Origin of the sequence: Streptacidiphilus sp. EB103A, from assembly GCF_041261405.1 — a bacterium.
In the GTDB taxonomy this organism is placed as follows: domain Bacteria; phylum Actinomycetota; class Actinomycetes; order Streptomycetales; family Streptomycetaceae; genus Streptacidiphilus.
On record NZ_JBGCAQ010000008.1, the window covers coordinates 269,786 to 291,737 of the forward strand.

At 71.8% G+C, this 21,952-nt stretch carries 21 protein-coding genes and 1 pseudogene; 9 read left to right on the top strand and 13 right to left on the bottom strand.

Annotated elements, in window-relative coordinates; translation table 11 throughout:
• The first annotated feature begins 35 nt into the window (after positions 1 to 35).
• Entirely contained in the window at positions 36 to 638 is a 603-nt protein-coding gene (locus tag ABH941_RS15675) for a TetR/AcrR family transcriptional regulator (protein WP_370129778.1), read from the top strand.
• Positions 639 to 991: 353 nt separating this feature from the next.
• Here ABH941_RS15675 and ABH941_RS15680 read toward each other — a convergent pair whose 3' ends face one another.
• A complete protein-coding gene (locus ABH941_RS15680; RefSeq protein ID WP_370129779.1) occupies positions 992 to 1,657 on the bottom strand; it encodes a maleylpyruvate isomerase family mycothiol-dependent enzyme in 666 nt (221 codons plus the stop codon).
• Between the two features lie 83 nt (positions 1,658 to 1,740).
• On the opposite strand from ABH941_RS15680, the gene ABH941_RS15685 reads away from it, so the two are divergent.
• From ABH941_RS15685 to ABH941_RS15710, 6 genes are all read left to right on the top strand, one after another.
• A complete protein-coding gene (locus ABH941_RS15685; protein ID WP_370129780.1) occupies positions 1,741 to 2,202 on the top strand; it encodes a MarR family winged helix-turn-helix transcriptional regulator in 462 nt (153 codons plus the stop codon).
• Positions 2,203 to 2,347: 145 nt separating this feature from the next.
• The gene (locus tag ABH941_RS15690; RefSeq protein WP_370129782.1) at positions 2,348 to 4,006 is read left to right on the top strand and encodes a LuxR C-terminal-related transcriptional regulator; all 1,659 of its coding nucleotides are present in this window, start codon (positions 2,348 to 2,350) and stop codon (positions 4,004 to 4,006) included.
• 128 nt (positions 4,007 to 4,134) lie between these two features.
• Positions 4,135 to 5,319 (top strand): flavin-containing monooxygenase, encoded by a 1,185-nt coding sequence (locus tag ABH941_RS15695; RefSeq protein ID WP_370129783.1) that lies wholly within the window; start codon positions 4,135 to 4,137, stop codon positions 5,317 to 5,319.
• A 347-nt stretch (positions 5,320 to 5,666) separates the two neighbouring features.
• Entirely contained in the window at positions 5,667 to 5,807 is a 141-nt protein-coding gene (locus ABH941_RS15700; RefSeq protein ID WP_370129785.1) for a hypothetical protein, read from the top strand.
• 481 nt (positions 5,808 to 6,288) lie between these two features.
• Positions 6,289 to 7,572: a molybdopterin-dependent oxidoreductase gene (locus ABH941_RS15705; RefSeq protein ID WP_370129786.1), complete on the top strand. Its 1,284-nt coding sequence runs from the start codon at positions 6,289 to 6,291 to the stop codon at positions 7,570 to 7,572.
• 11 nt (positions 7,573 to 7,583) lie between these two features.
• Positions 7,584 to 8,096, top strand: a complete 513-nt coding sequence (locus ABH941_RS15710; RefSeq protein ID WP_370129787.1) for a hypothetical protein — start codon at positions 7,584 to 7,586, stop codon at positions 8,094 to 8,096.
• A 1,674-nt stretch (positions 8,097 to 9,770) separates the two neighbouring features.
• Here ABH941_RS15710 and ABH941_RS15715 read toward each other — a convergent pair.
• The 4 genes and pseudogenes from ABH941_RS15715 to ABH941_RS15730 all read right to left on the bottom strand — a co-directional run bounded on the left by ABH941_RS15715 (position 9,771) and on the right by ABH941_RS15730 (position 12,726).
• On the bottom strand, positions 9,771 to 10,490 hold the full coding sequence (locus ABH941_RS15715) for a DUF2064 domain-containing protein (RefSeq protein WP_370129839.1): 720 nt from the start codon (positions 10,488 to 10,490) through the stop codon (positions 9,771 to 9,773).
• Positions 10,467 to 11,144 (bottom strand): annotated as a pseudogene (locus ABH941_RS15720) (glycosyltransferase family 2 protein); the annotation flags it as partial. The gene ABH941_RS15715 and the pseudogene ABH941_RS15720, both read right to left, overlap by 24 nt.
• 81 nt (positions 11,145 to 11,225) lie before the next feature.
• Positions 11,226 to 12,155 (bottom strand): GlxA family transcriptional regulator, encoded by a 930-nt coding sequence (locus ABH941_RS15725; RefSeq protein WP_370129788.1) that lies wholly within the window; start codon positions 12,153 to 12,155, stop codon positions 11,226 to 11,228.
• A gap of 10 nt (positions 12,156 to 12,165) precedes the next feature.
• Positions 12,166 to 12,726, bottom strand: coding sequence for a cysteine hydrolase family protein (locus ABH941_RS15730; protein WP_370129789.1), 561 nt, complete (start codon positions 12,724 to 12,726; stop codon positions 12,166 to 12,168).
• Positions 12,727 to 12,866: 140 nt separating this feature from the next.
• On the opposite strand from ABH941_RS15730, the gene dapD reads away from it, so the two are divergent.
• The gene (gene dapD / locus ABH941_RS15735) at positions 12,867 to 13,859 is read left to right on the top strand and encodes a 2,3,4,5-tetrahydropyridine-2,6-dicarboxylate N-succinyltransferase (protein WP_370129790.1); all 993 of its coding nucleotides are present in this window, start codon (positions 12,867 to 12,869) and stop codon (positions 13,857 to 13,859) included.
• 308 nt (positions 13,860 to 14,167) lie between these two features.
• Entirely contained in the window at positions 14,168 to 14,347 is a 180-nt protein-coding gene (locus ABH941_RS15740) for a hypothetical protein (protein ID WP_370129791.1), read from the top strand.
• Positions 14,348 to 14,373: 26 nt separating this feature from the next.
• Here ABH941_RS15740 and ABH941_RS15745 read toward each other — a convergent pair whose 3' ends face one another.
• The 8 genes from ABH941_RS15745 to ABH941_RS15780 form a co-directional block, all read right to left on the bottom strand.
• Positions 14,374 to 14,907 (bottom strand): DUF6099 family protein, encoded by a 534-nt coding sequence (locus tag ABH941_RS15745; protein ID WP_370129792.1) that lies wholly within the window; start codon positions 14,905 to 14,907, stop codon positions 14,374 to 14,376.
• Positions 14,908 to 15,075: 168 nt separating this feature from the next.
• Positions 15,076 to 15,429 (bottom strand): nucleotide pyrophosphohydrolase, encoded by a 354-nt coding sequence (locus ABH941_RS15750; RefSeq protein ID WP_133999928.1) that lies wholly within the window; start codon positions 15,427 to 15,429, stop codon positions 15,076 to 15,078.
• Positions 15,422 to 16,690 carry an AAA family ATPase gene (locus ABH941_RS15755; protein WP_370129793.1) on the bottom strand — a complete coding sequence of 423 codons (1,269 nt, stop codon included), beginning with the start codon at positions 16,688 to 16,690 and terminating at the stop codon, positions 15,422 to 15,424. The genes ABH941_RS15750 and ABH941_RS15755 overlap by 8 nt, the downstream gene beginning before the upstream one ends.
• 7 nt (positions 16,691 to 16,697) lie before the next feature.
• Positions 16,698 to 17,543 carry a putative RNA methyltransferase gene (locus ABH941_RS15760; protein WP_370129795.1) on the bottom strand — a complete coding sequence of 282 codons (846 nt, stop codon included), beginning with the start codon at positions 17,541 to 17,543 and terminating at the stop codon, positions 16,698 to 16,700.
• 51 nt (positions 17,544 to 17,594) lie between these two features.
• Entirely contained in the window at positions 17,595 to 18,017 is a 423-nt protein-coding gene (locus ABH941_RS15765; RefSeq protein WP_370129796.1) for a fic family toxin-antitoxin system, toxin component, read from the bottom strand.
• Positions 18,014 to 18,247, bottom strand: coding sequence for a toxin-antitoxin system HicB family antitoxin (locus tag ABH941_RS15770; protein WP_133999940.1), 234 nt, complete (start codon positions 18,245 to 18,247; stop codon positions 18,014 to 18,016). Before ABH941_RS15770 ends, ABH941_RS15765 begins: the two co-directional genes overlap by 4 nt.
• 97 nt (positions 18,248 to 18,344) lie before the next feature.
• Entirely contained in the window at positions 18,345 to 19,706 is a 1,362-nt protein-coding gene (locus ABH941_RS15775; protein WP_370129797.1) for a class I SAM-dependent RNA methyltransferase, read from the bottom strand.
• Positions 19,703 to 21,796 (bottom strand): APC family permease, encoded by a 2,094-nt coding sequence (locus ABH941_RS15780; RefSeq protein ID WP_370129799.1) that lies wholly within the window; start codon positions 21,794 to 21,796, stop codon positions 19,703 to 19,705. Before ABH941_RS15780 ends, ABH941_RS15775 begins: the two co-directional genes overlap by 4 nt.
• Positions 21,797 to 21,952: the final 156 nt, after the last annotated feature.

The window sequence follows — 21,952 nt, forward strand, 5'->3', positions numbered from 1 at the left end:
AAAAGTCTCCACCTCGGATCGCAGGGCGTCAACAGGTGAGTGAGAAGCAGCGTTCATCGAAATCGCGTGGCTACGAGATGCGCAAACGCGCCGAGGCCGTGGGCCGGACACGGCAGCGCATCGTCGAGGCCGCCGTGCATCTGCACGGCACCGCAGGACCGGCGTCGACCAGCATCGCGGCGATCGCCGAGCGCGCCGGGGTCACCCGGCTGACCGTCTACCGTCACTTCCCCGACGAGACCGCGCTGTTCCAGGCCTGCTCGGGGCACTGGCTGTCGCAGCAGAAGCTGCCCCAACCCGAGGAGTGGGGCGCGATCGAGGATCCGGTCGAGCGGCTGACGGCCGGGCTCGCCGACCTCTACCGCTTCTACCGCGCGGGCGAGCAGATGCTGACGCTGGTGAGTCGCGACCTGCACGCGGCGCCCGAACCGATTCGCGAGGCCTGGGAGGCGAGGAGCAGGCGCTACGTCGAGGTGCTGGCCGATGTGCGGCCGACGGCGGCTGACCGCGTCCGGCGGGCGGTGATCGGCCATGCGGCGGCGTTCTCGACCTGGCGTTCGCTCTGCCGGGAGCAGGAGTTGGCGGACCGTGAAGCGGTCAGAGTCATGGTCACGTTGGTGGGAGCGGTCGGCAACTGACGGGTCAGGCAGGAGAGTGCTTCTGGACCCCCGCTTCGAGGCACCCTCGGGGACCTCTTCCAGCGTCCTGACCACGACCTCCTCGACCTTCGCGTCCGGTATCGAGCGCGGTACACCGGGTCGCGGCTCGTCGTTCAGCCCAGTGAACCGCACCCCGGCGAAGCGTCCACGCCAGCGCCCGCCCGTCTCGCGCGTGATCTCGGTTCGGCGGCCACCGCCCTATTGGTCATCCCGTCCGCGCGCAGTTCACGGTGCACTCCTTCGGTACTGGTGGTTCGGTGCGTTGGGTGCCGGACCTGCTCCCGCGATCTCTCGGCCCTGGCGCTCGCGATCGTGCATCGTGCTTATGCCTGCTACTCCGGTGGACCGGGCGCCGGAAGCCGACTCATAAGCAGGGGGAGCCCGGGACCGGACAGTTGCGCTGTTCCGGCCGGGCGGCCGGTGAGGACGAGCAGGATCGCGCCCATCGGGCCCTCGACCGTGACGCCCTCCCCGGCGGACCAGTCGCAGTCGGTGGCGGTGAACCGGATCCCGGCCAGGCGCCGTCCGGCACGGAACGGGAAGAGGTTCGGCCACACCCGGTCGGCGGCCAGCGCGGCTGCCCGCGGTGGGACGGGCCGGTTCCGGTGCAGCGGGATGGTGATGTCCTGGCCGTGTACGAGCACGTCGATGAGCGGCTCCAGCGGGGTGACGCCCGGGGCCTTCCTGCGGGAGCCGACCATGGCTCGCAGGATCTGCGCGTACGCCTCGACGGGCAGACGGGCCCGGCGCCGTGCGGTGTCGCGGACCATGCGGTCGAAGCTCCCCCGGGCGCGGATCATGGCCCAGGCCACCGCCGGCACCGTGGCGTGGGACAGCGTCAGGTGCGCGGCGACCTCCCGCACGCGCCACCCCTTGCACAGCGAGGGGGTTTCCCACTCGCGCTCGGACAGGTCGCCAAGGAGGTCGGCAAGGCTGGCGCGCTGCTCGTCGATGGCCTGCCACACGTCGTCGAGGTTCTGGGCCGTCGTCTGGGGCATACGGGGCCTCCGCTAGACTTTTAGTATGAGTCTCTGACCAATAATGGTCAGAGAGACTGTCTATGTCAAGGGATGGCAGCCGCATGAGCGACCGCACCGAGGAGCCCGAGGACCAGGGCGCGCTCAACCTTGGGCTGCTGTGCTACATCGCCTACCGGGCCCTGGAGACCCGGGTGTTCCAGGCCGTCGCCGACGCCGGCTTCGGCGACATGACGGTGGCACAGGGCCGCATCGCCGCCCGCATCGCCCCGAACGGCTCCCGGGTGACCGACCTCGCCGGGCAGGCCCAGGTGACCAAGCAGACCGCGGGCTTCCTGGTCGACCAGTTGGAGAAGGCCGGCTACGTCCGCCGTGTCCCCGACCCTGCCGACGGCCGCGCCCGCCTGGTCCAGTTCACCGAACGCGGAGCAGCGGTGGTCCGCGTCGCGCGCGAGGTCGAGGTGAGCGTCGAGGCCGAGTGGACCAAGCACCTCGGCAAGCGCGGATCGGACCAGCTGCGCCACCAGCTCACACGCCTCCGCGAAATCACCGACCCGTACCTCTGACCCGCTTCCGCCGGCGGTCGCCGATACCCCGGGGAGAGGTTCCAGAGGCCGGATGCACCTTGAAGCGGGTGGTCCGGCCGGCCGCCCCTGGATGACAGCGTTCCTGCGCGGGGGTGGAATGGGAGAAGTCGCGGCGGGAGGTGTCATGGGCGGTGGTGTGGAGCTGGATGAGGCCCGCCAGGCGTACGGACGGCGCGCCTGGTCGTCCGCGTTTGCGGGGTTCACCTCGGCGGACGCGCGGTCCGGGCTGGCCCCGGAGGATCTGGAGCGCCTTGCCGAGTCGGCTGACATGACCGGCCGCGGCGAGGAGGCGGCTGCTGCCCTGCAGCGGGCCTACACCGCGTACGAAGCGGCCGGTGAGCGGGGCCGGGCGCTGCGCTGCGCCTTCTGGCTGCAGAGCACCCTGGGGTTCAATGGCTCCTTCGCCCGTGCCGCCGGGTGGGCCGAGCGGGCGGGCCGGCTGGTAGGCGACGGTGCGGACTGCGCCGAGCGCGGGTACCTGCTCACCGCGCAGACCCGTCGTCTGTTCGAGGCCGGCGACTTCGCCGCTGCCGCCTCCACCGCCGCCCAGGCGGTCGACCTTGAACGCAGCTGCGGGGACCCGGACCTCCGGGTGTTGGCGCTGCATGCCCTGGGCCGGGCGCTGATCCGGTTGGACCGCCAGGAGGAGGGGCTGGCGCTGCTGGATGAGGCTATGGTCGCGGTGATCGGGGGAGAGCTGAGCCCGCGCGCCACCGGCATCGTCTACTGCAGCGCCATCGGGGCGTGCTCGGAGCTCCAGGACCTGTACCGGGCACGTGAGTGGACCGCCGCGCTGGCCGACTGGTACGGCGGGCAACCGGAATTCACCGGGGCCTATCACGGGCTGTGCCGAGTGCACCGGGTAGCGGTTCTGCGCGTCGGCGGCGCATGGGCGACCGCGCAGCAGGAGGCGGAGGCTGTCTGCCGGGAGGTCACCGACGGTTCCGGGGGGCACCAGGTGATCGGTGCGGCGTACTACCAGCTGGCCGAACTGCACCGGCTGCGCGGCCGGTTGGAGCAGGCCGAGCTGGCCTACCGCGCCGCGCTCCGGCATGGCTGGGAAACCCAGCCCGGTCTGTCCCTACTGAGGCTGGCCCAACGCCGAACCAGTGCCGCCGCGGTCGCGGTCCGGCGTGCGCTGGCCGAGACCGCCGAACCGCTCGCCCGTCTGCCGCTGCTGTCCGCAGCGGTTGAGATCCTGCTCGCCGCGCAGGATCAGCAGGCCGCGCGCGATGCCTCCGCCGAGCTGGCCGAGCGGGCGGAGCTGATCGGCACCCCGGCCTTGCTCGCGGCGTCCGCCTGGGCGCACGCTGCGGTGGCGTTGGCCGGCAGGCCCAACGACGACTCCGCTGCGACGGCGCTGGCGGATGCCCGGCGAGCCTGGCGGCTCTGGCGGGACCAGGACGCGCCGTACGAGGCGGCCCGAGCCCGGGTGCTGGTCGCCCTGGCATGCCGGACGCTGGGCGACGAGGAGGGTGCCGCGATGGAGCTGGACGCGGCTGCCGAGGTCTTCGGTCGGCTGGGTGCGGCACCGGACCTGGCGCTCGTGCGGGAGTTGCTTGGAGCGCGCCGCGGCCCGGGGGCGCTGACCGCCCGCGAGTGCGAGGTGCTGCGGCTGGTCGCCTTGGGTCTGACCAACCACGCCATCGCCGGTGAGCTGTTCCTGTCCGAGAAGACCGTGGCCCGGCACCTGAGCAACATCTACCCCAAGCTCGGTGTCGCCTCCCGCACGGCCGCCGCTGCGTACGCCTTCGAGCACGGCCTGTACCCGGGATCTGCATAGTTCTGCGCATGCCCGCGGTGCGCACGGATGCATCGCTTGCCCGAAGCCGCTGCGCCGCACGCCGCCTAGATTCGAAGCCGTCCAGGGCAGCTGCCAGGTCGGCGCCGCCCACGGCCCGAGGAGGAGCGATGACGAACGGCACCGAGCACGTGCGGACCTTGATCGTCGGCGGCGGCCAAGCGGGACTCTCGGTCGGCTACCACCTGGCCCGCCACAGCCAGGAGTTCCTGATCCTTGACGAGAACCAGCGAGTGGGCGACCAGTGGCGGCACGCGGCCTGGGACTCGATGCGACTGTTCAGCCCGGCCAAATACGACGGCCTGCCCGGCCTGCCCTACCCCGGCCCGCGCTACGCCTTCCCGACCCGCGACGAGTACGCCGACTACCTGACCGACTACGCGGAGCGGTTCGCGCTCCCGATCCGCCCCGGAGTCTCGGTGGACGGCCTCCGGCGCGAGGACGACCGGTTCCTGGTGACCGCGAACGACCTGCGGTTCGAGGCCGACCAAGTGGTCGTGGCCATCGGCCCGCACCATGTTCCGTCCACCCCGCCGATCGCCCGGCAGCTGGATCCGCGGATCCGGCAGCTGCACTCCAGCCAGTACCGCAATCCTGGGCAGCTGCGTCCCGGGCCGGTGCTCGTCGTCGGGGCCAGCCACTCGGGCGCGGACATCGCGCTGGAGCTGGCGGCGACGCACCCGACCCTGCTGTGCGGGCGGTACCACGGACAGCTGCCGTTCCGGCCTGGGTCCTGGCCGTCGCGGCCGGTCCTGCCGGTGCAGTGGTTCGTCTTCCGCCACGTGCTGACTGTCCGCACGCCGCCTGGCCGGCTCATGCGCAAGGCCGTCCGCAGCCACGGCGCACCGCTGCTGCGGGTGCGGAAGTCCGATCTCGCGGTGGCCGGGGTCGAGCGGATGCTCGACCGGGTGACCGGTGTCCAGGAAGGCCTGCCGGTCCTCGGCGACAGCCGGATGGTCGAGACCGCCAACGTGATCTGGTGCACCGGCTTCCGTCAGGACTACGACTGGATCCGCCTCCCGGTGACCGACGCCGAGGGCTACCCCGTCCAAACCCGCGGCGTCTCGCCCGAGCCCGGCCTGTACTTCGCCGGAGTTCCGTTCCAGTACTCCTTCGCCTCCATGCTGATCGGCGGCATCGACCGGGACACCGAGTACGTGGCGAGGCACATCGCCACCAGGGCAGCACTGGCGTCGGCCACCCCAGGGCGCCGGACGTCGCCGCAGTTGGCGAGCGGGCCCAAAGGAGGCCGGATCGCTCGCCCGGAGAGCACACCGGAGTCGACCAGCCCCTGAAAGTGCAACCCGCGCACCGCACCGAAGGTCAACTTCACTCTCGAGTCGCCCATCCGGGGCCCGGATCTCGTGACCGGGGCCACGCCTGAGTGACAGTCCGTCAGCAGAGCTTGAAGGTGATGGTGATGCAGCCGTTGCCAACCTGCGCGCCGGGTGTGACGGTGCTGCCGTCCGGGCCGACGCTTGACCCGCCACCACCGCCGCCGGCGTCGCCACGCCGTGGGCGGAGGCGGGGCCTGCCCCGCCGCCGCCAGTCCCGAACGAGCCCGGTGCGCCACCGCCGCAATGGTTCAGTGACAGAGAGTCAGCAAGTCTCGCGCTGGAACCAGGACAGACAGGGGAAGACCGTGAACGAGCCGTCCGGACAGCCGTCCCCCGAGCGGACGCCGTGCTCGGCGACCAGGCGCTTCGCGATGCGGTTGACGTTTGCCCAGTCGAGCTGTGTGGACCGGGCCTGGGGGTTCATCGCGAGCCAGAGCGAGGAGTGATTCCGGAGCCACCGCCGACGTCGAGGATGGAGAGCGGTCCGGCCGTGGCCAGGCCCAGGCGCAGGAACACACGGACGAGTATCGCCGGACGGCGCGGCACAGCCCACTGACTTTTCTCCTGTGCCGACCGAGCTGCCGGGCCGCCCGGACGTGACCTCGTCGGGGGATGCCCCGTCGGACTCCTCACGGCGGGATGTCGTAATGAGTCGCTTCAGTCGATATGTCCCTCAAGGGCATACGGTCGTGCCAGTCCGACCGCTCACCGGCGCCCCACTCGTCAAGGAATCGACCCATGGATACGGACGACAGCAAGCAGGATGGTCCGCCTTCCGCGCCCGACCGACCGGCAACCGGGTCGCATGCCGCCGCAGGGTCGCCCGCCGGCCCTGCGGACCCGCCGCCTGTTCCACCGGTCCGGGCCCCAGGTCAGCAGGGTGTGAAGCCTCACCGCCCCCCATCGAGGAGTGGTCGGCTCCGGGCCGTGTTCGGTTCCGGAGCGCCGCCCGGTCCTGCCCGTCCGGAGTTCTGGCGCAGTCCGCTCCGGGGGCCGTGGCTGACCTCGGTGTTCGGGCTGGTTCTGTTGTTCGGCATTCCGGTCCTGTTCGGGACCGGCCTGCTGTCGTACGCCGCCTACAACCCGGACCTGGCAGCGGTCAACGACCAGACCCCGGACAAGGGCTGGCTCGGCTTCTATCTCTTCTCCTGGCCGACCGACCCGTCCTGGCTCTATCGGCTCAACCAGGGGGTGCACGTCACGCTCGGCGTGGTGCTGGTCCCGGTGCTGCTGGCCAAGCTCTGGTCGGTCATCCCCAAGCTGTTCTCCTGGCCGCCGATCCGGTCGGTGGCCCACGCCGTGGAGCGGTTGTCGCTGCTGCTCCTGGTCGGCGGCGCGCTGTTCGAGTTCGTCACCGGGCTGCTGAACGTGCAGCTGCACTACATCTTCCCCGGCTCGTTCTACACCCTGCACCTGTACGGGGCGTGGGTCTTCATCGGAGCCTTCGTGGTCCACACCGTGTTCCGCGTCCCACTGATGGTCCGGGCTCTGCGCAGCCGCCGACTCCGTAACGAACTGCGCGTCCCCGCCTCGGGGACCCGGCCCGAGCCACTGGACGAGACCGGGCTGGTCCCACCGCGGCCGGCCCAGGCCACCATGTCCCGGCGCGCCGCGCTCGGCACGGTGGGCCTGGGCTCACTGGTCCTGTTCGCGGTGACGGCCGGTCAGAGCATCGGCGGTTCGCTGCGCCGGACGGCCCTGCTGGCCCCGCACGGCCGGGAACCCGGCAGGGGACCCAACGGCTTTCAGATCAACAAGACCGCCGCAGCCGTCGGCATCCGTGCGGCCGACATCGGCCCCCAGTGGCGGCTGGTGATCCGTGGCCCTGGGTACGCAAGCGCCCTGACGCGGGCCCAGGTGCTGGAACTGCCCCAGTTCGAGGCCGCCCTGCCCATCGCCTGCGTGGAGGGCTGGTCCACCGACGACCAGCACTGGAGCGGGGTGCGGCTGCGGGACCTGGCTGCCATGGCGGGCTTCCACGACCGGGCGCCGGAGGTGTTCGTCGAGTCCGTGGAGCGCGGCGGATCGTTCAGCTCGACCGTACTGAGGGCCAATCAGGTCCACGACCCGCGCTCACTGCTGGCCCTGCGGGTCAACGGCGCCGACCTGTCGCCGGACCACGGATACCCCGCCCGGATCATCGTCCCGGCCAACCCCGGGGTGCACAACACCAAATGGGTGACCCGACTGACCTTCGGGGCGTCCTCATGAACCGCCCGCGGATGCCACCTCTGCGCGACCGCTACGGCGCGTCCCCGCTGCACCTGCTGCTCGTCCTGTGCTCCTTCGCCCTGGCCCTCTACGCCGGACTGCGGCTGTTGAAGGGCGACCCGGTCGGGGTCGCGCTCTGGTTCGTCGGCGCCGCCCTGCTCCACGACCTGGTCCTGCTCCCGCTCTACACCCTGACCGACCGCGCACTGCAACTCCTGCTCCCGGCCCCGGACCGCCGCCGGCCCCCGGCGAACGGCGGCCGGGTCAACTACGTCCGGATCCCGGGGCTGGTCTCCTTGCTGCTGCTGCTCGTCTGGTACCCGCTGATCCTGCGCCGGGTCCCGGGGTACCAGGTCAGCACCGGCCTATCTGCGGGCAGCTTCCTCGGTCACTGGCTGCTGATCACCGCTGCCCTCTTCGCCGCCTCGGGGCTGTGTCTGCTGACCGCCATGGCCCGCGAGAGCCGTAAAACCCGCAGGACCCGCAGGATCCGCAGGCGAAAGCCCGCTGAACGGAAGCGGTGACGGGGCGGTGCGCGCCAGTCGGCGCACCCCCGCGCCGGCCAGGACCAGGCAGAGCGCGGCGGTGTAGCCCTGCTGCTGGAAGGCTCCGGCGGACAGGTACCCGACCTCGCCGGCCACCGGCAGCGCGAGCCACTCCCAGCGGCCGTCGAGAGCCACCAAGGCCACCACCAGCAGCGCGTACCAGGGGTAGTCGGGCGTGGCCAGGAACAGAGCGGTGCCGATGACCGTCAGCGCGCCACGCCACGGTGCGTCCGGATCACCCGCACGCAGCACATACAGCGCGGCGGCCAGCAGCACACCGGCAAAGGCCAGCGGCAGCAGGTGCTGGGGGATGCCGAGAAGGGTGAGCAGGCCGAAGCCGTTGCCCTGGTCATACCCCTGCTCGTGGAGATATCCCGGTAGGAATCCGAGCACGCCCAGGCCCGAGGCTACGGCATAGGGCGCGTAGCAGAGCAGGAAGGTCAGCCCGGCGGCGGCAGGCGGCATCACGTCTCGGACACTCAGGCGCCTGCCCTTCGCGAGACAGCCCGACATGAGGCCCGGGAGCGCCAGCGCCGGGATCAGCTTGGTCCCGGCAGCCAGACCGAGCAGCACCCCGCCGGTGCCCCGCCGACCGCTGCAGGCCAGGCCGAGGCCGCAGACCATGAACAGCGCTCCCAGGGTGTCCACGTGTGCGTCGTTCACGGCCCAGGCCGCCACGCCGGGGCACCAGCCCCACAGTGCGGCCCGGTGCGCGGGGGCCCGGGTACGGCGCAGGACCAGCAGCAGCGCACCGGTGGTCGCCACGGCCAGGAGCGCACCACCGGCCTGGGCCGTCCCGATCCCCGGCCGGCCGGTGAGTCGGCCCGCCTCATGCAGGCCGAGAAACCAGAACTCCGCGACGGGCGGGTAGATGGTGTGCACGGTGGGCCGGTTGATGTGTGTGCACACTCCGCCGGCCTGGTGCAGGTCCCAGCCGGTGCAGTCACCGGTGACCGGGAACAGTGCCGGGTTCCGGGTGCGCAGGCCGGCCAGTGCCGGGGCGACGGGGGCGTCGGCGTAGGGCGAGCCGCCCGCTGCCTGGACCTGGCCGTCCCACAGGTAGCGGTAGGCATCGTCGCTGGTCCGAGGCGGTGCGAGCAGCCCGGTGAGGGCGACCGCCAGGCTGCCCAGGAGCACCAGGGCGGTGATGCGGCGGGGCGGGACCCGCCGTGCGAGCACGACCGCGAGCGTGAACAGCACGGCATCCGCGGCGTACCAGGCATACAGCGGGTCCTTGTCGCCGAGGTTGCCCGAACAGGTGAAGGTCCCGCCCAGCGCCGCCACCAGAGCGGCCAGTGCCAGGAGGCACAGCCGGGCAGCAGCATCCGGGGAGGGCCGGCCCGGCATGGAGCGAGGCAGGGTGATGACGGACATGGACATGCGTTCCCCATGCTGGTGACGCCCAGGCCGGGTCAGGGCCCGGAGGAGTTCGGAATGGATCGGTGGGGCCGGACTAGCGTCGTAAGGCGAGGAAGTGCCGGCCCCGGCAGGTCCGGGCGTCGACCGGGGCGAACCCAGCGTCGGCCGCACAGCGGACGGTGGCGGGGGCACCCAGCCGGGCCCAGGGAAAGGCAGGCCCTCTGCGGGCCTCGGTGTAGGGACCATCCGACCAGGGGCGGGGCTTCGGGCCGGGAGCGAGGCTCCCGAGGGGGTTCACCCGAGCGCTCCCTGCGGGGCGGGCTGTGCCGTCCCGGTGCGGGTGGCAGAGGCGGTGACGGTGTGCCAAGTCCGCGCGAAGTGGCTGCCCGGTGCGAGCGTGGCGACCTCGGCGGCGTCCGAGACCGTGTCCACGTCGTTGAGCACCGGCAGGGTGGAGATCCGCAGTCCCGCTTCGGCGAGCCGGTCCCGCAGCACCGCGCCCGTCGAAGGGTTGGACATCGGGACACCGAGCAGCAGTCGGCGGGCCAGGGCAGCGTCCGGTCGGGCCAGTCCGAACGCCCAGAAGCCGCCGTCCGTGGCGGGCCCGAACCAGGCGTCGGAGTCCGTCCTGGCCGCCGCTGACAGCGCTTCGGCGAGCACCCGGGACTCCAGCTGCGGGGTGTCCATGCCGACCAGCAGGACAGGTCCACCGTCCCGCCCGCACACGGCGGCGAAAGCAGCGGCCAGCCGGGCGTCCAGGCCCCCGGCGATCTGCGGGATGACCTCCCATCCGGGTGGGAGCCAGCACCCTACCGGGCCGTCCAGGACCAGCACCCGGCGTCCGGCCGGCACTCGGGCCAGGGCGGCGAAGGTGTCCACCAGCGCCGCTTCGGCGAGCCGGGCGGCCTGCTCGGGCGAGCAGGCGGGCGACAGGCGGGTCTTGACCCGTCCGGGCCGTGGGGATTTAGCGATGACCAGCAACGTGGGCAGGGGGGCGGCGAGGATCGCGCGCATGTCGCGGATCGCCTGCCGGGTGCCGCGCAGGGTGCCGGTGACCTTGGAGCGTCCGGCGCGCGGCCGGTAGCCGACATCCCGCTCAGCGATGCGCATCCCGGCAGCCGCGCCCGAGAGCACCATCTCCAACGGGTAGCCGGAGCGGCGGTCGCCGAGCCCCAGGTCCAGCAGCCGGTCCCGGCGCGCGGCGCGCATCGGGCCAAGATCGTGCAGGCCCGCACCGGTGCGAGCGCGCACCCTCCGGGCCAGCTCGGCGTTGGCCAGCCGGGCATGCACAGGCCAGGCGCCGGGCCTTGGGCGCCGTCGTCCCAGGACCAGGTCAGCGGTGCCCCGGTTGACAGCGGCGACCAGGCCGGTGAGGTCGGTCGGGTCGAGCGAGGCGTCGCAGTCGCAGAAGCACACCAACTCGGCCGTGGCCGCCAGCAGCCCGGCATGGCAGGCCGCCCCGAACCCTCGCCGGGGCTCGGTGACCACCAGCGCGCCCAGTGAACCGGCGAGTGCAGCCGAACCGTCGGTCGAGCCGTTGTCCACCACGATCGCGCGGTAGCCGTCCGGCATCCGTTCCAGCACCCACGGCAGCGCTGCCGCTTCATCCAGGCATGGCAGGACGACATCCACGGCCGTTGGAACGGATCCCGAATGGAAATCTGTCATGAGCGAACGCTATGAGAAGCAGACGGACAAATGCCGCATCACCACGTTACCGAAGTCCTACGGAGATCCTCAGGGCAGGAATCAGGGCTGTCGGACTGCGACGGTCGTCGGCCTGGCGCGGAGGCGGCGGAGCATGCGGGGGTCCTCGAAGCCGACGGTGCGGGCGGCGTGGTCCACGGTGGAGCCGTGGGAGATGAGGTGCTCGGCCCGCTCCAGGCGCAGCGTCTGCTGGTAGCGCAGCGGGGTGAGGCCGGTGGCGCGGGTGAAGAGGCGGGTGAGGGTGCGGTCGCTGACACCGATCGCGGCGGCCAGGTCGGCGAGCGGGAGCCGGGAGTCGTAGCGGCTGTCGATGACGTCCTGGGCGCGGTGGACCGTGTCGTCCAGGTGTGAACGGTGCCGCAGCATCGCGCTGTGCTGCTGCTCATGGCCGTTGCGGCGGGCGTAGACGACCATGTCCCTGGCGATCTGGGCCGCCGCGGCCGGGCCGTGGCGCTGGGCCACCAGGTAGAGGGCGAGGTCGATGCCGCTGGCGATGCCGGCGGAGGTCACCACCCGGTCGTCCAGGGTGAACAGGACGTCGCGGACCACGATCGCCCGGCGGTAGCGGGCGGCCAGCTGCTCCTGGAGGTCGTGGTGGGTGGTGCAGCGGCGGCCGTCCAGCAGTCCGGCCCGGCCGAGGGCGTCCGCGCCGGCGCAGACGCTGGCGACGGTGCCGCCGGCGGCATGGTGCTCGCGCAGCCTGCGCAGCGCGTCCGGGCCGAGCGCGGACTCCTGCTCCAGGGAGAGTGAGCGCCAGCCCGGGACCAGCAGCAGATCGTCCGGTCCCAGCGCCGGCCAGTCGGTGGCGGCCTGCAGCGGGATGCCCTGGGCGCTGGTGATCACCGGTTGTTCGGCCACGTACCCGAGGGTGTAGTCGTGGCCGAAGTCGGCGGCGGTGGAGAAGACCTGGGCGGGCCCGGCGAGGTCGAGCAGGTGCACGCCGGGCACCAGCAGGAAGAGGACGCGGCTCATGATGGGCCCATCATCCCCGGTCGGCTGCCTGGGCTTCCAGCTCGTCCACGGTGGCGATGGTGGCGAAACGGTCGGCGAGGACGAACTCGGTGCGCTGGACCAGCTCCTCGGCGCTGAGAGTGACCCCGTTGCGGGTGATCGGGCTGGTGGAGGTGGCGTCGGAGACGAAGGTGACCCGGTAGCCGAGGTCGCTGGCGACCCTGGTGGTGGTCTCCACGCACTGCTCGGTTCGGATGCCGCAGGTGACCAGCTCGGTGATCCCCCGCTCCATCAGCTGCTGCTGCAGATTGGTCGTGGTGAACGCATTGTGGGAGGTCTTGTGAATCGTGAGGTCGCCGTCCTGGTGGTCCAGCTCCTCCAGCAGCCGGACATGGCCGAGCGCCGGGTCGAATACGGTGTCGGAGCCGGGTTCGGAGTGCAGCACCCAGACCACCGTGTCACCGGCGGACCTGGCCAGCGAGACCAGCCGGTTGACCGGCTCGGCGATCTTGGGGTTGTAGCTCTCGGCCCACTCCTGAGTGCGGGCGCGGAAGGATTCCTGGACGTCGATGACAATCAGTGCTCGGCTCATGGACTCAAGTCTGTCCTGGTCAGGGTGGTGCGGCCAGACCCGATCGAGTCCCGGGGCGGACCGATCCGGTCACACCGACGGCGCTGTCCGCGCAGCGGTACGGTTGCGCGGCCCGTCGGGCGATTCGTTACCGTGACGGGGTGACGAACGAATCCGCTTCCCCTTCCCCCCGTGGCGCCGTGGCCGCAGGCCTGGCCACCATCGCCGACGACGGCACTGTGCTGGACACCTGGTTTCCCGCTCCCTCGCTGACCTCGGAACCCGGACCGGCCGGCACGGTGCGGCTGTCCGCCGCCGAGGCCACCGCCGAGCTCGGCGCCGGCGTGGCCGGCGCCCTGCGCAAGGACCCGCGCCGCGGCGTGGAGGTCGTCGCGGTTCGGACCGTGATCGCCTCCCTGGACGAGAAGCCGCTGGACACGCACGACGCCTATCTGCGCCTGCACCTGCTCAGCCACCGCCTGGTGCGGCCGCACGGCCAGAACCTGGAGGGCCTGTTCGCCCTGCTCGCCAATGTCGCCTGGACCAGCATCGGCCCGGTTCCGGTGGACAACGTCGAGGCCGCGCGGCTCGCGGTCCGCGCCGAGGGCGGCCAGCTCGCGGTGTACGGCCTCGACAAGTTCCCCAGGATGACGGACTACGTGGCGCCGAGCGGGGTGCGCATCGCCCACGCCGACCGGGTCCGCCTGGGCGCCCATCTCGCGGTCGGCACCACGGTGATGCACGAGGGCTTCGTCAACTTCAACGCCGGCACCCTGGGCACGTCCATGGTGGAGGGACGGATCTCGGCCGGTGTGGTCGTCGGCGACCACAGCGACATCGGCGGCGGCTCCTCGATCATGGGCACCCTCTCCGGCGGCGGCAAGCAGGTGGTGTCGGTGGGCGAGCGCTGCCTGCTGGGCGCCAACGCCGGAATCGGGATCTCGCTGGGCAACGACTGCGTGGTCGAGGCCGGGCTCTATGTGACCGCGGGGACCAGGCTCACCCTCCCGGACGGCACGGTCGCCAAGGCCGTGGAACTGTCCGGGCAGGACAACCTGCTGTTCCGCCGCAACTCGCAGACCGGCGCGGTCGAGGTCATCGCGCGTTCCGGTTCCTGGGGCGGACTCAACGCCGAGTTGCACGCGCACAACTGACGTACCGACGGACGCACCGGCGGACGCCCTGAAGGAGACGGCGGCCCGCTCGAACTCCCGCTCGACGGGATCGGTCAGGTCAGGCCCGGCGCAGGCCTCGCATCCCCCGTGGGTGTGACGGTCAGTGACCGGGCCACGGCGCGGCTCGTTTGCCCGCTCGGGAACGGCAACTGCCCGCCGTCCTGTCCGCCGCACCCAGGAGGGGCACGTCCACTCGGCCTCAACCGGCGGGTTCCGTCTCGGCGACGTTGACCACCTGCGGGTTGCGTGGGGGTTCGGGGGGTCGCTCCCCGAAGAATTGGAGCACCATGTCCGAGGCATCCGTCGTACCGGAGGGCCAGAGCACCTCCTCCCCCGCTCCCGCCGCCCCGCAGAGCCTGCTCGCGCAGATGGAGCAGATGCTCGCCGCGCTCAACGCCGACCTGGTGCGTCTGGACGCCGACCTCCAGACGCCACCCCCGCACCACACAGACACCCACCAGTCCTAGCAGGGCCAGTACGCCCGACACCACAGTCATGACGCACCGCCTTCCCCCGGCTGCCAGTCGCCCACCGGCAGGAGTTCACGGCAGCCCGGGTCGACGGCGCGCAGCAGCTGCGCGGCCAGATCCTGGCATTCGGCGACCGCGTCCACCGAGTCGATGCAGCGCCAGTACAGCTCCTGTTCGCCGGCGCCGCAGGCGAGCACGATCAGGGCCTCGGCGGTCTCCTGGACCAGACGGCACAACTCGCGCAGGGTGACCGCGGTGTCGGTGAGCACAGTCAGCCGTTCGGCCCGGTTGGGGCCGCCCCCGTCGTCCGGGGGCCGCCCCACGCAGACGGCCGCATGGCCCGCCGCCTCGGTCACGGCCCGGGCGATCCCGGAGGCCCCGCCGCTCCCGCAACCGCCGCCGTCCAGCAGCTCACGCTCCATCAGTTCGAGCGCCGCCACGGCGGCCACGGCCTCGACCAGGGCGCAGGCCTGCCAGCACTCCGCCAGCACCTGCGGCACGCTCCGCGCCTCGGTCAGCCCGTGCCTGGTGGACTTGATCAGCTTCAGCGCGTCCATGGCCGCGACCCCCTGGTGCTCCCGGTTCCTCCGACGGACTGTCCGTCAGGGTCCAGCCTGGAACAGAAAGGGAACGGAGCGACGCCGACGATCATCAGCTGTGGACAACTCGGGGGGTGTGCAGAACTCCGTCACCCTCAGGGGTGACAGAGGTCAGGGCGACTGACGTCAGGACCCGTCCAGCGGCGGGGTGGCCCCTGCCGGGAAGCGGTGCTCATTGCGCTCGATCTTCGCCGCCAGCGCCGCCAGCGGGTCGACCCCCAGCGCCGAGCAGAACTGCAGCAGATAGGCCAGCACATCGGCCACCTCGTCCTCGACCCGGTGCGCCCGCACCGGGTCCTCCATCACCGCAGCCGCCTGCTCCGGGGTCAGCCACTGGAAGATCTCCAGCAGTTCGGACGCCTCCACGCTGAGCGCCGCCACCAGGTTCTTCGGCGTGTGGTACTGCCCCCAGTCCCGTGCCGCGGCGAACTCGCGCAACCGCTGCTGGAGCAGCGGGACATCCAGCTGTCGATCAGTCATGCGCCCATTCTCCCCGGCCGCCGACCCCCGCCCGCACCTGGGCAAGGGCCGGTGCGCAGGCCAGTGCGGGGGCCGGCACCGGGGCCGGGGCCGACGACGGCTCCAGCACGCTGTACCCGGTCCGCGGATCACGGCGGCAGTGCAGCACCAGCGCCTCCGGGGCCGCTCCCGCCGCCCCGTCCCGCAGCGTCGCCAGCAGCCGGGCGTGACCGTGCCGGACGACCTCCCCGGCGAGCCGCAGCAGCTCCGCCACCTGCCCCTCCGCCAGCCCGGCGTCCAGGTCCTCGGCGAGCACCGTGAGCAGCCGGTCCACCTGGGGAACCTCCGCCGAGCTCATCTGGAGCACTCCGGGGCCGGTCAGCAGCACCGTCGCGAAGGCCAGGTAGCGCAGCAGGCCGCTGCTCATCGACTCGGCCCCGGTCACCGCGCCCTCCCCCTCCCACAGGGCCGCCCGCACCCGTGCGTCGTCGCTGCGCAGCACCCCCAGTTCGCGGACCGGGTAGGGGCTGCCGGTCCTGACGCTCTGCAGCAGCTTGCCGTACCTGATCCGGCACTCGGACTGGATCCGCGCCAGCACCGCCGACAGGTTCGCCGCCGTGCTCCGCAGCCTGGCGTCGTCCCCGACCGGGACCCAGCCCCGCATCAGTGCGGGCACGGGGTCGACCGGGAACACCTCGCGTAGGGCCGTGAGCAGGTCCTCCACCGCCGTGAGCACCCGTTGCTCGCCGGCGGTGGCCCCGGCGATCCGCAGCGGCAGCTGGGCCGCCAGCAGGCTGCCGGCCGCCAGCGGGGCGCGGATGTCGCCCTGCCTCCCGTCGCTGTGCCAGACCGCGTTGATCCGGCCCCGCGCGCGGTCCTCCTCCCCGGTGGCGAGCAGTACCCGGGACGGAGCCCCCGGCAGGGTGCCGGTGATCCGCTCGGCGACGATCCTGGGCTCGCCGTCGGTCCGCACCGCCACTTCCAGGCTCACCGTTCCGCTGCGCGCGGTCTCCACGCTGCAGCCGAGCCGGAACCCCTGTCGGCCGTGCGGCACACAGCCGCGCAGACCGCCCCGGACCGACGCCAGCGCCTCGGCCAGGTCGGCACCACCGGCCAGGCCGGACAGGGCGGCCAGCGCATCGAGCAGATTGGATTTTCCGCTGCCGGAGACGCCCTGCACCAGCGTGACCGGGGCCAGCGGCAGCACGGTGCCGACATGGGACTTGAACGCCACCAGGCGCAGTTCGCCGATGGTGGCCCGGCGCGGGGAAGATTCGCTCACACCGGATTCAACGAGCGACCGGCCCGTTGGTGAACCTGCTCAGGGTGACCGACGCCGTCACCGGCACCGGGTCCGGCAGCCCCGCGATCCGTTCGGCCAGGGCGGCCCGGTCGGTGTGCCAGGCGCTGGGGCCCATGCCCACCACGGTGCGGACGGCCTCGTGGTCCAGCAGCATGGTGAAGTCGTGCTCGCTGCCGCCCGCGGAGTCCAGATACGGTCCCAGCGTCGCCGCCAGCCGCTCCTCCTTCCGCCCGTCCACTCCGAGCAGGCCCAGTTCCTCGACCAGCTCCCCCAGGTGACGCGGCGTCGGGGTGACGGTCAGCAGGGTGCCGCCGGGCCGCAGCACCCGGCGCAGCTCAGGGCCGTTGCGCGGGGCGAAGACATTGAGCACCAGGTCGGCGGCGTCGTCCCGGATCGGCAGCGGACGCCAGGCGTCGCAGACCACGGCCCCGGCGCGGGGGTGCGAGCGCGCCGCGCGGCGCAGCGCGAACTTGGAGATGTCCAGGGCGATTCCGTGCGCCCCGGGCAGCGCGTCGAGGACCGCGGCGAGGTAGTGGCCGGTGCCCGCGCCGAGGTCGACCACGCAGCGGGCGTCGGCCGGGGCGGCCGCGGCGAGCGCTTCGGCGACGGGCGCGTAGTGCCCGGCGCCGAGGAAGGCGTCACGGGCGGCGACCATGGCGGCGGTGTCGCCGGTGCCGGTGTGGGCGTCGCCGGGCAGCAGGCTGACATAGCCCTGCCTGGCGATGTCGAAGGTGTGCCGCTCGGGGCAGCGCAGTGCCCCGCCGCCGGGACCGGCCGCGAGACCCTGCCCGCAGTGCGGGCAGACCAGGTACTCCACAACGTCCTGCAGCACGCGTCCGTCTCCCTGCGGTCCCTGCGGTGTCAACTGAACCAGCAGGTCAGACTAGTCGGTCCCGCCGTCGCCCTCGGACTCCCCGTCGGCCTCGGGCAGCTGGTCGACGATCCAGCCCGCCAGTCGCTGGGCCGCGCCGTCGACACCGAGCCGGCCGTCGCGCACGGCACGGGCCAGGGCGCGCATCTCGCGGGTGGTGGTGGCCACGTTGGCGCCGCCGGAGACCAGGTAGGCGAAGGCGACAGCGGTGGCGAAGAGCTCGTTGTTGCGTTCCAGCGCCGGCACCCGGATCAGCTGGTGCATCAGCGCCGCGGCGCGGTCCTCGGGCTCGGGGTAGACGAGCACGTCGAAGATCTCCGCCTGGTGCCGGGTCACCGCGGCGACAAGCGAGCCGTAGTCGGTGACCCGGGGGTCGCCCGGGGTGTACTGCTCGGCGACCATGAGCAGCCAGGACAGGTCGATCTCGACGTTCAACGGCGCTGTCCCGCTCCTTCGTGCTCACCGAACTCGGCGAGGAAGGCCGCCTCGTACTCCTTCATGAACTGCGCGGCGGCGTCCACGAAGGACCTGCCGGTCTCTCCCATGTCCTGCTGGACCAGCTTCTCGATGTACTGGTTCATGCTGATCCCCTCCTGTTCCGCCCTGGCGCGGGCGATCTCGGCCGTGGTGGCGTCCACCCGGACATTGAGCTGCTTCTTTGTCATACTTCCAAGCTAGCGCGATTCTGCTAGCACGCAAGGGTCATAAGAAGAGCACTACCCAGCGGGTGAACCCGCCAAGAGCGGAACAGGTCACGGGAAATCAACCCGAAACGGGCTCCAGGATCGCCACGCACTCGAAGTGCTGGGTCATCGGGAACAGGTCGAAGGCCCGCAGGCTGACCGGACGGTAACCGACCGAGGAGAAGAAGCCCAGGTCACGGGCGAGGGCGGCCGGGTCGCAGGCGACATAGGCGATCCGCCGGGGCGTGAGCCCGGCCAGGTGGCGCACGGTGTCACGGCCCGCGCCGGAGCGCGGCGGGTCGAGTACCACCAGGTCCGTCTCGGTGATACCGGTGCGCGGCAGCAGCCGCTCCACCCGGTCGCACTCGATCCGCACCCGGCCCTCGCCGATCAGGTCGCCGAGGTTGTGCCGGGCATCGGCCACCGACTGCTTGGACGACTCGATGCCGAGCACCGCGCCGGTCTCCCCGAGCTGGTCGGCCAGGGCCCCGGCGAACAGGCCCACACCGCAGTACAGGTCCAGGGCGTTCTCGCCCTCCTGCGGGTCCAGCCCCTCCAGCACGGCCGAGACCAGCAGGTCGGGGGCCTCCGGGTGGATCTGCCAGAAACCGCCCTCGCTGACCCGCCAGGTGCGGCCGGCCGCGCGCTCCCGCACGAACGAGCGCCCGTGCACCCGGTGCAGTCCCCCGTGGTCGTCGATCCGCATCACCGACACCGGACGGTCCAGCTCCACGATCGGCAGCCTGGCGCCGGCCCGCGGCGTCAGGATCACCTGGCGGTCCGAGGACCCGGTCGCGGCGATCGCCTCGACCGTGGCCATGCCCTCCCAGTCGCGCGCCTCCACGCCCAGCTCGGTCACCCCGGCCGAGGCGATCAGGCAGCGGTCGATGGGCTGCACCCGGTGCGAGCGGTGCCGCCGCAGACCGGCCTCACCGGTGTCCGGGTCGATCGCGTACTGGACCCGGGTCCGCCACTGCGGCACCGTGCCGACCGGGAGCTTGCCGCCGACCGGCTCGATGCTGCCGTCCCAGCCGGCCCCGGCCGGGTCGAGCTTCGCCAGCTGCCGCAACTGCTCGGTCAGCACCTGCACCTTGAGCTTGCGCTGCGCGCCCGGAGTCGCGTGCTGCCAGTCGCAGCCACCGCACTTCCCCGGTCCGGCGAAGGCGCAGGGCGGCTCCACCCGGTCCTTGGACGGCTGCAGCACCTCGACCGCGTCCGCCCGCAGAAAGCGCGAGGTCGCCGTGCCGTCGGTGACCTCGGCGACCACCCGCTCGCCCGGCAGGGCGTGCCGGACGAACAGCACCCGGCCCTCGTGCCGGGCCACGCAGTGGCCGCCGTGGGCGACCGGGCCCACCTCGACCTCGTACCGCTGCCCGACCAGGGACGGCGCCTCGCCTTCGGCGGCGGCGGTCTCGGATCGGGTCCTGCCAGGGGGTGTCACGCGCTGCTGTCCTTGCTGTCGGTGGTCCCAGCACCGCCCGTGCCGTTCTCCGTGCCCTCGGCGGCGCCCGCGCGCTTCTGCACACGGAGGAGGTCTCCACGACGGATCTGCCCGGGGGCGTTCCACTCCACCGGCTTGCGACGGCGCTCGGAGGACTCCAGCTGCCAGGGTACCGAGGTCACCATGACACCCGGGGTGAACAGCAGCCGGCCCTTGAGCCGCAGCGCGCTCTGGTTGTGCAGCAGCTGCTCGTACCAGTGGCCGACCACGTACTCGGGGATGTAGACGGTGACCACCGCGCGCGGGCTGTCCTTGCGCAGCTGCCGGACGTAGTCCACGACCGGACGGGTGACCTCGCGGTACGGCGAGTGCAGCACCTTCAGCGGGATCTCGATCCCGCGCCGCTCCCAGTCCGCCTTCAGCGCCGCGGTGTCCGCCGGGTCCACGTCCACGGTGACCGCCTCCAGCGTGGAGGTGTGCGCGGAGCGCGAGAGCTGCGCGTACGCCAGCGCCCGCAGGGTGGGCTTGTGCAGCTTGGACACCAGCACCACCGAGTGCACCTTCGACGGCAGCACCGCCTCGTCGGGGCGCTCGTCGGCCGCGACCAGCTCGGCGGAGACCCGGTCGTAGTGCTTCCTGATCGCCTTCATCATCACGAAGAAGACCACCATCAGCAGGCAGGACATCCAGGCGCCGGAGAGGAACTTGGTGCCGAGGACGACCACCAGGACGCACGCGGTGCACGCCAGACCGACGCTGTTGATCACCCGGCTGCGCATCATCCGGCGGCGCACCGACGGCTCGGTCTCGGTCTTCAGCAGCCGGGTCCAGTGCCGGATCATGCCGGTCTGGCTCATGTTGAAGGAGACGAAGACGCCGATGATGTAGAGCTGGATCAGCCGGTTGGGGTCGGCGCCGTAGCCGATGATGAAGACGATCGCGACACCGGCCAGCATGATGATGCCGTTGGAGAACGCCAGCCGGTCCCCGCGGGTGTGCAGCTGGCGCGGCAGGTAGCGGTCCTGGGCGAGGATCGAGCCGAGCACCGGGAAGCCGTTGAAGGCGGTGTTGGCGGCCAGCACCAGGATCAGCCCGGTGACGGCGGCGATGAAGTAGAAGCCCGGGGTGAAGTTGCTGAAGACGGCCTGGCTGATCTGCGCCAGCGCGGTCTTCTGGTGGTAGTCCGCCGGGGCGCCGATCAGCTGTCCGGTGTCCTCGGACATCTTCAGCCCGGTCAGATTGCCCATCCAGATGATGCCGATCAGCATCACCACGGCGATGATCGCCATCATCAGCAGCGTGGTCGCGGCGTTCTTGCTCTTGGGCTTCTTGAAGGCCGGGACGCCGTTGCTGATGGCCTCGACACCGGTCAGCGCGGCGCACCCCGAGGAGAAGGTCTTGAGCAGCAGGAAGACCATCGCGAGCCCGGCCACGTTCTCGTGTCCATGCGCCGGGACCAGGTCGAAGCTGTAGCTGGCGGCGTGCATCTGATTGCCCAGCAGGAAGTGCCGGACCGCCGCATAAGCCATCAGCCCCAGGATGCCGATCATGAAGCCGTAGGTCGGGACGGCGAAGGCCGACCCCGACTCGCGCACCCCGCGCAGGTTCATCCCCATCAGAATCACGACCAGGGTGACCGAGATCCCCACCTCGTGGCCGTGCAGCGACGGCACCGCGGAGACCACGTTGGCGACACCGGAGGTGGTCGACACCGCCACGGTGAGCACGTAGTCCACCATCAGCGCGGCGGCCACGGTCAGGCCGGCGTTGCCGCCCAGGTTCACCGTGGCGACCTCGTAGTCGCCGCCGCCGCTGGGATAGGCGTGCACGTTCTGCCGGTACGAGGCGACGACGACCAGCATCACCAGCGCCACCACACCGCCCACCCACCAGGAGAAGTGGATGGTGGAGATGCCAGCGACCGCCAGCGCGAGGAAGATCTGCTCGGGCGCGTACGCCACCGAGGACAGTGCGTCGGACGCGAAGACCGGCAGCGCGATCCGCTTCGGCAGCAGCGTCTCACCCAGCTTGTCGCTCTGGAGTGCGCGGCCGATCAGGATCCGCTTGGGTACATCGGTGAGTTTGGACACGACGAGGATCGTAGAGCCTGAGCTTGACGCGTTCTTAACGCCCCTCCCGAAATGCGTGCACCGTCACTCGCCGCACCCCCGGAATGTTGCGGATCGGTATCGGGAAGGTGTGAGTTCCCTTATTCCCCTTGCCCGGCTTCGGCCCGGTCCATAGGC